This is a genomic window from Streptomyces sp. NPDC057249 (genome assembly GCF_042669245.1).
Taxonomy (GTDB): domain Bacteria; phylum Actinomycetota; class Actinomycetes; order Streptomycetales; family Streptomycetaceae; genus Streptomyces.
Map to the genome: position 1 here is coordinate 1 of NZ_JBHUXS010000026.1, position 11,621 is coordinate 11,621.

Genomic DNA, 11,621 nt, shown 5'->3' on the forward strand with positions numbered 1-11,621 from the left:
CCGGAGGACCGGGCGGCCATTCCTCGCGAGCCACAAGCGGCAAACACCCATCAGCCACACCCGGTCCCCCCGGACCGCCAACCATTCTTAGGGAGGCACCCATGACCGGTACCGAACCGATGACGAGCGAACACCTCCCGTCGCTGCCCGGACCCTTCCACGGATTCGCGCTGATGCACATCGCGATGCGCCGCGACGCCGCCCGGCTCGTGACCGTCGCACGCTCCGGGCCCGGCGCCCGCACCGACGGGGTGGTCACCTGGTGGCACAGCCTGCGCGAGGTGATCGACTGGCACCACCACAGCGAGGACGCCGTCCTCTGGCCCGAACTGCGGCGCGCCGTCCCCGGCTTCGACCGGGCCGCCGACGCCATCGACGGCGACCACCAACGCCTCGACGCGGCGATGGACGCCGTCGGCGCCGCGCTCCGGCCGGGCGCCGGCCCCGGGGAGCTGCGCCCCGCCGCCGACGCCTTCGCCGCCGTCCTGCGCGACCACCTCGCCGCCGAGGAACGCATCGCCTTCCCCGCCTTCACCGCGCTCGGCGCCACGCGCTACGCGTCCCTGGAAAGGCGGCTGCTGCGGACCGCGCCGCCCGGGGTGCTCGGCCGGCTCCAGCCCTGGATGTTCGACGGCGCCGACCCCGCCGCCGCGGCCCAGGTCACCGCCACCATCCCGCCACCGGTACGGCTGCTCGGCCGGACGGTGCTGCGCCGCCGCTACGAACGGCTGCTCGCCCCCGTACTGCGCCCCGTTCCGCGCCCTCAGGAGAAGCCATGACCGCCACCGCGCCGACCACCTCGCTCCCGGCCCGGCCGGGCGGACGCACCGAAGCCTCGCTGTACGCGGCCACCATCGCGATGGGGCTGAGCGCGGGGCTGTACTTCGCGTTCGACGTGTCCGTCATGCCCGGCCTCGACCGCATCGACGACGCGGCCTTCGCGAGCGCCATGGGCCACATCAACGACGCCATCGAGAACGGTTTCTTCGGGCTGGTCTTCTTCGGGGCATTCCTGGCCACCGGGATCTCGGGCGTCTCCCTGCGCCGCCTCGGCCACACCCGCGCCGCCCGCTGGACGTGGGCCGCGCTCGCCCTGTACTCGGCGGCCGTCGCGGTCACCATGAAGGTCAACATCCCCCTCAACCGCCGGCTCGCCCAGCTGACCGCGGAGGCGTCGGGACCCGAGGTCGCCCTGATTCGCGACCGGTTCCGGGGCGCGTGGACCCCGGCCAACGCCGCCCGCACCCTGGCCTGCACGGCCGCCCTCGCCTGCCTGGGCCGGGCGCTCACGCTGCGGGCGCGCGCCTGAGCGGCCACGGAGAGGCGGCCGGCCCCCGCCCGGGGTCGGCCGCCTCTCCGTGTGCGCGCCGCGCTATCCGTGGTCCCGTGTCAGCTCGCTGACCGCGCCCACCACCGTCTGCGGCGCCTCCAGGGGCAGCATGTGGCCCACGCCGGGTACCTCCTCGAAGCGTGCCCGGGGCAGCGCCTCGGCGACGACCCGGCCGAGCTTCGGCGCGATCACCTTGTCGCCGGTGCCCGCCAGGACCACCGCCGGCACGGTCACCGAGACCAGGGCCTCGCGCAGGTCCATGCCCCGCGAGGAACGGAACGCCTCCGCGCGCACCGCCGGTCCGGCCGCCGCGAACATCTGCCGGTTCACCTCGCTCAGCTGCCGGTCCGCCTTCGGGCCGAGCATGTTCTGCCCGAGGAGCTTGCGGCCCAGGGCCGGCCGGGAGACGGCCCGCTGGAACAGCGCGCTGCCCATCATGCGGACCTCGCTGTCCGGCGTCTCCTGGTCGTGCGCCGCCGTGGCCAGCAGCACCAGGCCGCTCAGGGCGCCGGCGTTCCGGTCCTCCGACGCGGCGTACGACAGGGCGGCGAACCCGCCCCCGGAGTGCCCGACGACGACCGCGTCGGGTGCCTCGACATGAGCCAGGACCGCGGCCAGGTCCGCCCCGAGCCGGGTGATCCCGAAGGGCTCGGCGCCCTGCGAGGAGGCGCCGTGGCCCCGCAGGTCGTAGGAGACGACGCGGTGCCCGAGGCGGATCAGCCGGTCGGCCACCGTGCTCCACACCCGGCGCGACGCGCCCCAGCCGTGGACCAGGACCACGGTCACGCCGGTCGGGGGCGTGAGCGGCGGCAGGACGGACACCGCCAGGCGGGCGCCGTCGTCGGTGAGCACCTGCGTCTCGGTCGCCGGCGCGGCGGCCACCGTCGTCATCGGGTACTGCCCTCCAGCTTCCGGGCCTCCGCCGGCTCACCGGTCCGCACGGCCGGAGTGCGCTCCGCCGCGAGGATGCGGCCGAGCCGGACGAACGCCTCGCTGGTGGCGGTGGAGTGCTCCGCGCCGATGTCGGCGACCTTCGCGAGAAGCTTCAGATAGCCGTTCGGCCGGCCCACGAAGTGCATGCCGACCTTGGTGCGGCCCCCGTCGAGCGGTTCCACGACGAAGTCGCTGGTGCCCCGGAACACCCCGGCCACGTAATCGACCGACAGCAGCCGGTGGGGCTCGACGGCTCGGGTCCGCGCGGTGAACCGCAGCTTCGGGCCGCCCTTGTCGACGCCCTTGGTGTGCACCGTGACAGCGACCTCGCCGCCCACCTCGTCCGGCGAACCGGACACGGCGGCGAAGGTGTTGGCCGGCACCCACCAGCGGCCGGCGCCGCGGAACTCGGCGATCAACGCCTCCCACACCGCCTCCGGCGGTGCGTCCACGATCGCCTCGTCGATCAAGTCGTAAACTGTCATGCCGATTCTCCTGTCGGGGTGTTCCGGGTGGCGGTCTGGGTCTCGCCGGCCTGATCCGAACGACAGGCCCCAGGGCCCGGGGCGTCCCGGATCAGCCGAAGAAGCCCTGACCGGGGGTGAGGATGCCCGCCGGGTCGTAGCAGCGCTTCGCCGCGACGAGGACCTTCCAGCGGCTGCCGAAGTGGGACCGCCAGTCCGCCGCGGTCATGTCCGGGATCGCGCCCACCAGGTACCGCTTGGCACCCAGCGCGACCGCCTTGTCGTACAGGCGGCGGTTCTGGTCCAGCATCCGCGCGATGTCCGCGCCCGGGGCGGGGAAGCGGAGCACGTCGCACAGGTACGCGGTCGGCTCGGAGGGCTGCACCGTCAGCGGACGGGTCAGCTTCGACGTCGGGTACGGGTAGTAGAGCAGGAAGCCGGCGCCCAGGTCGTCCACGTTCAGCTCGGCGGTCAGCAGGTCCGCGAACGCCTTCGCCTTGGAGGCCGGCACGAACAGGCTCAGCCACGGCTTGGGCTGGTCCCAGTAGCCGTTCTCCTTCAGCCACGCCTCGTCGGCGTCGGTGCGGAACACGGCCTCGCGGAAGGACAGGTCCTCGATCGTCGCGTACGCCCGCTCGTCGTGCAGACCGGTGAGCAGCGCGGTGCGGTCGGGGGCGGTGCTCCCCTGCCAGTACGCCTGGCCCTCCAGCTTGTACCACCAGCCGGAGTAGTCCGGGGTGGGGGCGATCTCGCCGACCTGGCCCTCGAACCGCTTCTCCGCCATGAGCTTCTCGGAGTCGGCGAGGAACGCGGACACGTCGTTGTAGTAGAGGGTGAAGACGGTCATCTTCGGCGGTGCCGGGATCAGGGCGACCTCGGCGCGCACGATGATGCCGACCTGACCGCCGCCGCCGAGCGCCGTGTTGAACAGCTCGGCGTGGCAGTGCGGGCTGGCCGTGATCAGGTCGCCGTTGCCGGTGACGATGTCGATCGACTTCACGGTGTCGATCTGGAGCCCGTACCGCGCCACGGTGGAGCCGATGCCGCCGACGCTGAGCGTGCCGCCTATCGACAGGTGCAGGTAGTCGGTGAGCGCCGGCGGGGTCAGACCGCGGTCGAGGGCGGCGTCGGTGAGCTGGGCCCAGGTGACCCCGGCCTCGACCACGGCGGACGACGAGCCGATGCGGACGATCTTCGTCAGACCGCGCGCGTCGATCGCGATGCCGCCCTGCGGTACCTGCGCCTGGCCGTAGCAGGAGTGCGACTCCTCGTCGCCGTCCTGCCCGCCGCGGCCGTTCATCGCGATCTTCAGCCCGTTGGCCCGGGCGTAGTCGACCATCTTGACGATGTCCCGCACCGAGCCGGGACGCAGCACCGCCCAGCACGCGCCGGTCACCATGTGGCCGAAGTCGTGGTTGAACGTGGAGGTGACACCCGCCGAGGTCTCCAGCGTGCCGTCGAGCGACGGCAGGCTCGCCGCCGTATGGGCGAAGGAGTCCGACTCACGTGCCCACGCCTGGTGCGCAGTGCTCCAGCCGATGACGGTGGCGGCCGCCACGCCCCCGAGGATGCTGCGCCGCGTGATGGGGGTGCTGCTGCTTCTCATTCGGTCTGTCTCCCGTCCATTACGTGTGGTTCAGGGCCGGCAGGCCGGCGCCCGCGAGGGTGGCGAGCTGGTACTCGGAGGGGGTGAAGTGCTTGGTCTGGCGGCGGAAGCGCCAGGTGTACGTCGGCCAGATCGACGGGTTGCGCCCATGTGCGTCGAGGTACCAGCTCTTGCAGTTGCCTGCGTTCCACACGGTGCCATCGAGGCGGGCCTGCAGCCGCTCGTTCCAGTCGTCCTGGACTGTCTTTCGAACCTCCACCGAGGCCAGGCCCTTCTGGTCCATGACCTTCAGCGCGTCCAGCACGTAGCCGATCTGCGCCTCGATCATCACGACCTGCGAGGAGTGCCCCAGGGTGGTGTTCGGGCCGAGCAGCAGGAACAGGTTCGGGAAGCCGGCGACGGTGGTGCCGCGGTGCGCGGCCATGCCGTGCTCCTGCCACACCTCGCGCAGCGACCTGCCCTCGCGGCCGGTGATCCGCCCGGCGACCGGGCGGTCCGTGGCCTTGAAGCCGGTGCCCAGGATGATCGTGTCGATCTCCCGTTCGGCCCCGTCGGCGGTGACGATCGAGTGGGCGGTCACCTTCGCGATGCCGTCGGTGACCAGGTCCACGTTGGGCTGCTGGATCGCCGGGTACCACGTGTTGGAGAACAGCAGGCGCTTGCACGCCATCACGTAATCGGGGGTGAGCTTCGCGCGCAGCGTCTCGTCGGCGACCGACTTCTTCAGGTGGTCGCTGGCCATCTTCTGCATCTTCCCGGCGACCTTGGGCCGCTTCATCACGAAGGCCAGGATCTCCCGGCCCCACATGTTGAAGTTGCGCCGGAAGTTCTGGTAGCCGGGGACCCCGCGCAGCAGCTTGGTCTGGAGCGGGCTCGTCACCTTGTCGTTCTTCGGGCCGATCCACGGCGGGGTGCGCTGGTAGAGGTCGAGCCGCCCCACCTCGGGCTGGATCTTCGGCACGAACTGGATGGCGGAGGCGCCGGTGCCGATCACGGCGACGTTGCGCCCGCTCAGGTCGTGGTCGTGCCGCCAGCGGGAGGAGTGGAAGACGGTGCCCTCGAAGTCGGAGAGGCCCGGGATGTCGGGGACCGCCGCCTCGCTGAGATAGCCGGTGCCGCTCACCAGGACCTGCGCGGTGTAGTCGCCCTGCGAGGTCTCGATGTGCCAGCGGCGGGTCGTCTCGTCCCAGCGGGCCCCGAGCAGTTCGTGGCCGAAGCGGATGTGCGGACGCACCCCGAACCGGTCGGCGGTGTCCCGCAGGTACGCGTACAGCTCGTCGCGCTTGCCGAACGTGGACTTCCACTCCGGGTTCTGCGCGAACGAGAACGAGTACAGGTGGGACATCACGTCGCAGGCCGCACCCGGGTAGGAGTTGTCCCGCCAGGTGCCGCCCACCTCGTCGGCGCGTTCGAAGACGAGGAAGTCGTCCACGCCCTTCTGCAGCAGCCGGATCGCCATGCCGAGGCCTGAGAACCCGCTGCCGATGACGGCGACGCGCAGATGCCGCTGCGGTCCGCCGCCGCCGGCCGGGCGGGTGTCCTCGTCGCTCCGCGGCGGCTCTAGAGTGCTCGTCACGTCAGCCTCCTAGCGGCGCGCGATGGTGACGCGGAAGTTGTTGAAGAACTTGTCCTCGAGCGTGTACGCGAAGATGTCGAGGTAGCGCTCGAAGCGGGCCACGGCCTCCTCGCCCTCCATGGCGACGGCCTCGTCACGGCGCTCGGCGAGCAGCTTCAGCCAGGCGCGGCAGGCCACCGCGAACGACTCGCGCTCGTTGACGACCTCGACCACGTCGAACAGGCCCTCGGCGGCCTGCGTCAGCTCGTGCAGGTGCGGGATGTGGCAGTTCTCGAACTCCGAACGCTGGAGGAACTTCAGGTCGTCCAGCAGCTGCCGGTTCATGGGCAGCGCCTCGGCCGTCATGGTGTGCAGCACGAAGCGGGCGCCCGGCTTCAGGGTGGCGCCGACCTTCTGGAAGAACACCCGGTACTTCTTGGTGCGCTCGCGCGGCGGCAGCGTCGAGGAGACGAAGTGCTCCAGGGCGTTGATGCAGAACGCCGCGTCGTACGGGTCGTCGGTGGTGTGGTCCTCCCAGGACTCCACCCGCGTGGTGATCCGCGGGTTGTCCAGGCCGGCGATGAACTGCTCCTGCGTACGGCTGAGCGTCAGCCCGACCGCCTGCTCGACGCCGTGCACCGTGGTGACGCGGTTGAGCATGGTGCCCCACCCGCAGCCCACGTCCAGGACACGCCGGGCGTTGGCCGCTCCCGCCAGCTCGACGAACTTGTCCAGCTTGCGCTCCTGGGCCTCGTCGAGAGCCTCGGTGAGACCCTCGCCCTCCTCCCAGTAACCGCCGGAGTACATCATCGTCGGGCCCAGCAGGAGGCGGTAGAAGTCGTTGCTCACCTCGTAGTGGTGCCTGATCGCGTCGACCTCGGGGACCGACTGGTTTGCGACCGTGGTCATCTTCGTCCTCAACTCCCGTCCGGCTCATGCTCATGGCGTGGTGCCTGCGATGTCATCGCGAGACGAGAAAACCCCCGCATCGCAAGAGACGTGCAACACGGCGGGGGCGCCGGCTGTTGCGCGCCGGTTGCGTGCGTACGGGTTCCATGCGTTTCGACAAGGCCAAGCCCTGCGGAGGAAGGACCTCACCCCATGTCTCTGCCCACCATCGAAGAACTGGCGAGCCAGCTCGAGGCCGTGTCCGGCGCCCAGAAGGTCGACCCGGACCACCCGCTCCAGCACATCCCGGACGTGGACTCGCTGGACCTCATGGAGTGGCTGTACGGGTTCCAGAACACCTACCCGGACATCCCGGCCGACGAGTCCCTGTTCGCCGACCTGGACGACACCACGACGCTGCGCCACGTCTACGACCGCATCCTGGCGCTCGTGCCGGCGCAGGCCTGAGCGGGCGCGCATGAACGGCTTCGACATCACCGGATGGGGCATCTCCGTCCCTGAGAAGGTGGTCACCAGTGCGGAGCTCGCCGAGCGCTTCGGCGTCGACGAGCACTGGATCACCAGCCGGTGCGGGATCAGTGAACGGCGCGCCGTCGGGCCCGGCCAGACGACAGCCTCGCTGGCCGTCGAGGCCGGCCGGCGTGCCCTCGCCAAGGCGGGCCTGAGCGGCGGCGACATCGCCCATCTGATCGTCGCCACCGCCACGCCCGAGCAGCCCTCGCCGGCGACGTCCGCGTTCGTCCACCACGAACTGGGCATCGCCGGCAGCGCGCACGACGTCAACTCCGAGTGCGCGGGCTTCGTCTACGGGCTCGTCTCCGCGATGGCCCTCATCGCGATCGACCCCCGGCCGATCCTGCTCATCGGCTCCGACACCCACACGCTGACCGCGAACCCCGCCGACCGGGACCTCTCGATCCTGGTCGGGGACGGCGCGGGAGCCGTCGTGCTCGTTCCCGCGGCCGACAGCAACGTCCTGGCCTGGAACCTGGGCGCGGACGGCAGCTGCACCGGCAGCCTCAAGGTCCTCGCGGGCGGCAGCCGTATGCCCACCACCGAGGAAACGGTGCGCCAGGGTCTGCACTACGCGCAGATCAACGGCAACGAGATCTACCTGAACGCCGTGCGGTACACCGTCCGTACGGTCCGGGAGACGCTGAAGAACGCCAAGGTCGAGGCGGCCGACGTACGCCACGTCATCCCGCACCAGGCCAACATCCGCATCATCAACTCGATCCTCAGCCACACCGGACTGCGGCCCGAGGCCCTGGTCGCCAACCTGCACAAGTACGGGAACACGGCGTCCGCCTCCATCCCGATCGCCCTCGCCGAGGCGCTGGACGAGGGCCGCATCCAGAACGGCGACCTGGTCCTGTTGGCCGGCTTCGGCGCAGGCATGACCTGGGGCTCCATGCTCCTCGAATGGCGCGGAGGGACACGATGAGTACGCAGAAGCCCGCCGGCACCCGGCCCGAGCACCCCGTCGCCCTGGTGACGGGCGCCTCCGGCGGGCTCGGCCAGGCGCTGGCGATCGAACTGGACGCGCTCGGCTGCAAGGTGGCCGTCCACTACAACAGCGCGAAGGACGCCGCGCTCGCGGTGCAGGAGAAGCTCACCAACGACTCCGTCCTCGTCACCGGCGACGTCGGCTCGTACGAGGCCGTCACGGCGATGCACGCGCAGATCGCCGAGCGGCTGGGCCCGGTCGACGTCCTCGTCAACAACGGCGCGATCCGCCGTGACCAGGTCATGGCGATGCAGAAGCCCGAGGACTGGGCGGCGGTGATCCAGACCAACCTCATCGGCTCCTTCCACACGGCCCGGGTGTGCGTCCCGCACATGCTGCGCAAGCGGTGGGGCCGGGTGATCAACGTGGTCTCGCCGTCGGGACTGATCGCGACGGCCGGGCAGACCGCGTACTCCGCGTCCAAGGCCGGCCTGATCGGCTTCACCCGGACCCTGGCCGCCGAGTGCGGGCGGCGGGGTGTCACGGTCAACGCGCTCTCGCCCGGCTTTATGATCACGGGCATGACCCAGACCCTCCCCGACCACGTGGTGGAGTCGATGGAGAAGAAGGCGCCGGTGCCCCGTTTCGTGACCGTGGAAGAGGTCGCGCGCAGCTCCGCCCTCTTCCTCGACCAGGACTGTATGACCGGCCAGGTCATCAGCATCGACAGCGGCGTCACCATCACCTGACATCCGCCCCTGGGGGGGCTTTCCCCGGAAAGCCCCCCCCCAGGGAAATGAGTTCCGCACCCGAAACGTCCGCGGAATGCTCCTGCGAACCGGATTTCGCAGGAGCATTCCGCGGACGTTTCCCTGCCCGGGCAGGGCCTAAGCGGCCGGCGGGAGCAGGGGCTGGTACGCGCTCATCAGGAGCGGGTCGGCGCTCGTCGGTCCGCCGTACGAGGCCACGGCACGGGGCGCCTCGCGGGCCGGGTCGGGCTCGCGGAGCAGGCCCAGGTAGAGCGTCTGGGTGGACGGGGCGGGCTCGATGCCCAGCTCGTCCGAGAGGAGCTCGCGCAGCTGCTGGTAGACGCGCAGCGCGTCGGCCCGGTTGCCGGCGGCGGCGTGCGCCGTCATCCGGCAGCGGTGCGCGCTCTCCCGGAACGGCGCCCTGCGCACCGCCTCGTCGGCGTACCGCAGGGCGTGGTGGCTGTTGCCGAGGGCGGCGGCCGAGGCGCTGGACAGTTCCAGGGCGCTCAGGCGTACCGCCTCGATGCGCTCGCGGGTGCTGTTCACCCACTCGCCCTCGTGGGCGGGCAGGAACGCGCCGCGCAGATTGGCGACCGCGCCGGAGGCCAGTTGCAGGGCCACCGCGTGCGCGCCCTCCCGGCACGCCTGCCGGGCCTCGGAGACCGACGCCTCGGCCGTCTCCACATCGGTCAGCGCGTCGCTCGGCAGATGCAGCAGGTAGCGCCCGCTCTGGGCGACCAGCGGAGTCTCACCGGGCTTCTGGTGCGCGCTGGTGACGAAGGACCGCACCCGGCTGACGACGCTGCGCAGCGCGGACGCCCAGGTGTCGGGCAGGCCCTGCGGCCACAGCGTGTCCGCGAGCTGGTCGCGGCTGGTGCCGGCGGAGCGCTCCAGGACCAGGCGGGCGAAGGCGATTTGGGCCTGTGCGCTCGACAGATGCCGGGGCGGTTCCGCCTCGTGCTCGATGCTGACAAGTCCTACGAGCCGGATCAACACGTCGACACTCCCCCTGCGGCAGATCAGGAACTGAGCGGGGAACACGGCCGTTGCTTTCGCTTTGCGCCGTTCAGTTCTCGCCATTCCCCGTGATGTCGACGTGACCCTCGCAGGGGCGTTCAGGCCGTGTCAATTGAGCCCGGGAACATACCGGGAAGAATGAGTGGAAGCCCAAGTTCCGCTGAATCGGGGCTCCATGTATCCACCTTCTCCATGCATTCACCAGGGGATTTCTAGTGAATCCCGAGCGGCTTCGAGCGTAATTCGAGAAGGGCTCCGGCTCCCTTGTTGCGGCCGCGTTGCGGAACGCGGCGTAGAAATCCTGTCATGAATAGGCCGTTCGCCGGCCGACTGAATCAGCCTGAGGAGACCCACGTGAACGCAACCGGAGGTTGGGAACGGCTGGCGCCGAAGCTGGCGGCCACGAACAGGCGCGTAGCGGCACTGGAGTCCGAGCCGGAGCGCCGCAACAGTTTCGTCTCCTACACGGTCGAGCGGGACAGCGCGTACGCCGATCTCGACGGGCAACGGCTGCTGATGATGTCCGGCTACAGCTACCTGGGCCTGGGCGGTGACGAACGCGTCGTCGCCGCCGCCAAGGCCGCCGTCGACCTGTACGGCAGCGGCAACCACGGCGTGCGCGCCCTGGCCGGGACCATCCCGCTGCACGAGGAGCTGGAGGCCGAGGTCGCCAGCTTCGCGGACCGCGAGGCGTCCATGGTCTTCAGCTCGGGCTACGCGGCGAACGTGGGCACCGTCGGCGGTCTCGTCGGCGCCGGCGACACCGTCTTCATCGACAAATACGACCACGCCTCCATCGTGGACGGCTGCCGGCTCTCCGGCGCCACCGTCACCCGGTTCCGGCACAACGACGTCGACCACCTCGACCGGCGCCTGGCCGCCGCCTCGCCCGACGGGGTGCGGCTCGTCATCGTCGACAGCGTCTACTCCATGGACGGCGACATCGCCCCGCTGCCCGAGCTGCGCAAGGTGTGCGACGAGCACAACGCGCTGCTCATGGTGGACGAGGCCCACGCGCTCGGCGTCATCGGCGCCACCGGGCGCGGCATCGAGGAGCACTTCGACCACCGGGTGACGGCCGACATCAAGCTCGGCACCCTGTCCAAGGGCATCCCGTCCATGGGCGGCTGGGTCACCGGACCCGCCGAACTCATCGGCCACCTGCGCTACGCCGCCCGGCCGTTCCTGTTCTCCGCCGCCCTCGCCCCGGCCCAGGCGGCCGCCGCCCTGGAGAGCCTGCGCATCCTGCGACGCGAACCGGAGCGGGTCGCCCACATCCAGCGCGAGTCCGCCCGCCTGCGCGCCCTGGTCAACGCCCAGGGGCTGCGTACGCAGGACAGCGAGACCGCGGTGCTCCCGCTGATCGCCGGCTCCGACGAGAAGGCGTACGACCTGGCCACCGCCTGCCGCCGCAACGGTGTCATCGGCATCCCCGTGGTCACCCCGGCCGTTCCCAACGACCTGGCCAGGCTGCGGATCGCGGTGACCGCGCGGCACACGCCCGAGGACATCGACTTCGCCGCCGAGGCATTCATCAAGTCCGCCCGCGAGTGCGGCATCATCCCGGCCTGACCGGCCGGTCCAGGCCCCGGGACACCGGACGGAGACGAG

Annotated in this window: 12 protein-coding genes; 6 read left to right on the forward strand and 6 right to left on the reverse strand. The window is 71.0% G+C overall.

Annotation, left to right across the window (positions count from 1 at the left end):
* Nucleotides 1-101 precede the first annotated feature (101 nt).
* Nucleotides 102-779, forward strand: coding sequence for a hemerythrin domain-containing protein (locus ACFUJY_RS32195; protein WP_383306186.1), 678 nt, complete (start codon nt 102-104; stop codon nt 777-779).
* Nucleotides 776-1,309 (forward strand): DUF1772 domain-containing protein, encoded by a 534-nt coding sequence (locus tag ACFUJY_RS32200; protein WP_383306188.1) that lies wholly within the window; start codon nt 776-778, stop codon nt 1,307-1,309. Before ACFUJY_RS32195 ends, ACFUJY_RS32200 begins: the two co-directional genes overlap by 4 nt.
* 63 nt (nt 1,310-1,372) lie before the next feature.
* Here ACFUJY_RS32200 and ACFUJY_RS32205 read toward each other — a convergent pair whose 3' ends face one another.
* The 5 genes from ACFUJY_RS32205 to ACFUJY_RS32225 form a co-directional block, all read right to left on the reverse strand.
* Nucleotides 1,373-2,221 carry an alpha/beta fold hydrolase gene (locus ACFUJY_RS32205; protein ID WP_383306190.1) on the reverse strand — a complete coding sequence of 283 codons (849 nt, stop codon included), beginning with the start codon at nt 2,219-2,221 and terminating at the stop codon, nt 1,373-1,375.
* On the reverse strand, nt 2,218-2,748 hold the full coding sequence (locus tag ACFUJY_RS32210; RefSeq protein WP_383306192.1) for an SRPBCC family protein: 531 nt from the start codon (nt 2,746-2,748) through the stop codon (nt 2,218-2,220). The genes ACFUJY_RS32205 and ACFUJY_RS32210 overlap by 4 nt, the downstream gene beginning before the upstream one ends.
* 91 nt (nt 2,749-2,839) lie before the next feature.
* Nucleotides 2,840-4,333, reverse strand: a complete 1,494-nt coding sequence (locus ACFUJY_RS32215; RefSeq protein WP_383306194.1) for an FAD-binding protein — start codon at nt 4,331-4,333, stop codon at nt 2,840-2,842.
* 19 nt (nt 4,334-4,352) lie between these two features.
* Nucleotides 4,353-5,909, reverse strand: a complete 1,557-nt coding sequence (locus ACFUJY_RS32220) for a flavin-containing monooxygenase (protein ID WP_383306196.1) — start codon at nt 5,907-5,909, stop codon at nt 4,353-4,355.
* Nucleotides 5,910-5,918: 9 nt separating this feature from the next.
* Nucleotides 5,919-6,797 carry a class I SAM-dependent methyltransferase gene (locus ACFUJY_RS32225; RefSeq protein ID WP_383306198.1) on the reverse strand — a complete coding sequence of 293 codons (879 nt, stop codon included), beginning with the start codon at nt 6,795-6,797 and terminating at the stop codon, nt 5,919-5,921.
* A gap of 192 nt (nt 6,798-6,989) precedes the next feature.
* On the opposite strand from ACFUJY_RS32225, the gene ACFUJY_RS32230 reads away from it, so the two are divergent.
* The 3 genes from ACFUJY_RS32230 to ACFUJY_RS32240 are packed head-to-tail and all read left to right on the forward strand — an operon-like array spanning nt 6,990 to nt 8,993.
* Entirely contained in the window at nt 6,990-7,244 is a 255-nt protein-coding gene (locus ACFUJY_RS32230) for a hypothetical protein (protein WP_018105947.1), read from the forward strand.
* A gap of 10 nt (nt 7,245-7,254) precedes the next feature.
* A complete protein-coding gene (locus tag ACFUJY_RS32235) occupies nt 7,255-8,241 on the forward strand; it encodes a 3-oxoacyl-ACP synthase III family protein (RefSeq protein ID WP_383306201.1) in 987 nt (328 codons plus the stop codon).
* Nucleotides 8,238-8,993 carry an SDR family NAD(P)-dependent oxidoreductase gene (locus ACFUJY_RS32240; RefSeq protein WP_073969549.1) on the forward strand — a complete coding sequence of 252 codons (756 nt, stop codon included), beginning with the start codon at nt 8,238-8,240 and terminating at the stop codon, nt 8,991-8,993. The genes ACFUJY_RS32235 and ACFUJY_RS32240 overlap by 4 nt, the downstream gene beginning before the upstream one ends.
* Nucleotides 8,994-9,131: 138 nt before the next feature.
* On the opposite strand, the gene ACFUJY_RS32245 is transcribed toward ACFUJY_RS32240, so the two are convergent.
* Nucleotides 9,132-9,989, reverse strand: a complete 858-nt coding sequence (locus tag ACFUJY_RS32245; protein ID WP_383306203.1) for a BTAD domain-containing putative transcriptional regulator — start codon at nt 9,987-9,989, stop codon at nt 9,132-9,134.
* Nucleotides 9,990-10,364: 375 nt separating this feature from the next.
* On the opposite strand from ACFUJY_RS32245, the gene ACFUJY_RS32250 reads away from it, so the two are divergent.
* On the forward strand, nt 10,365-11,582 hold the full coding sequence (locus ACFUJY_RS32250) for an aminotransferase class I/II-fold pyridoxal phosphate-dependent enzyme (protein ID WP_383306205.1): 1,218 nt from the start codon (nt 10,365-10,367) through the stop codon (nt 11,580-11,582).
* The last annotated feature ends 39 nt before the right edge of the window (nt 11,583-11,621 follow it).

What these genes read in the sequence shown, in the direction of transcription:
- ACFUJY_RS32195 (WP_383306186.1), top strand. Translation starts at nt 102, where the DNA reads ATGACCGGTACCGAACCGATGACGAGCGAACACCTCCCGTCGCTGCCC.
- ACFUJY_RS32200 (WP_383306188.1), top strand. Translation starts at nt 776, where the DNA reads ATGACCGCCACCGCGCCGACCACCTCGCTCCCGGCCCGGCCGGGCGGA.
- ACFUJY_RS32205 (WP_383306190.1), bottom strand. Translation starts at nt 2,221, where the DNA reads ATGACGACGGTGGCCGCCGCGCCGGCGACCGAGACGCAGGTGCTCACC.
- ACFUJY_RS32210 (WP_383306192.1), bottom strand. Translation starts at nt 2,748, where the DNA reads ATGACAGTTTACGACTTGATCGACGAGGCGATCGTGGACGCACCGCCG.
- ACFUJY_RS32215 (WP_383306194.1), bottom strand. Translation starts at nt 4,333, where the DNA reads ATGAGAAGCAGCAGCACCCCCATCACGCGGCGCAGCATCCTCGGGGGC.
- ACFUJY_RS32225 (WP_383306198.1), bottom strand. Translation starts at nt 6,797, where the DNA reads ATGACCACGGTCGCAAACCAGTCGGTCCCCGAGGTCGACGCGATCAGG.
- ACFUJY_RS32230 (WP_018105947.1), top strand. Translation starts at nt 6,990, where the DNA reads ATGTCTCTGCCCACCATCGAAGAACTGGCGAGCCAGCTCGAGGCCGTG.
- ACFUJY_RS32235 (WP_383306201.1), top strand. Translation starts at nt 7,255, where the DNA reads ATGAACGGCTTCGACATCACCGGATGGGGCATCTCCGTCCCTGAGAAG.
- ACFUJY_RS32240 (WP_073969549.1), top strand. Translation starts at nt 8,238, where the DNA reads ATGAGTACGCAGAAGCCCGCCGGCACCCGGCCCGAGCACCCCGTCGCC.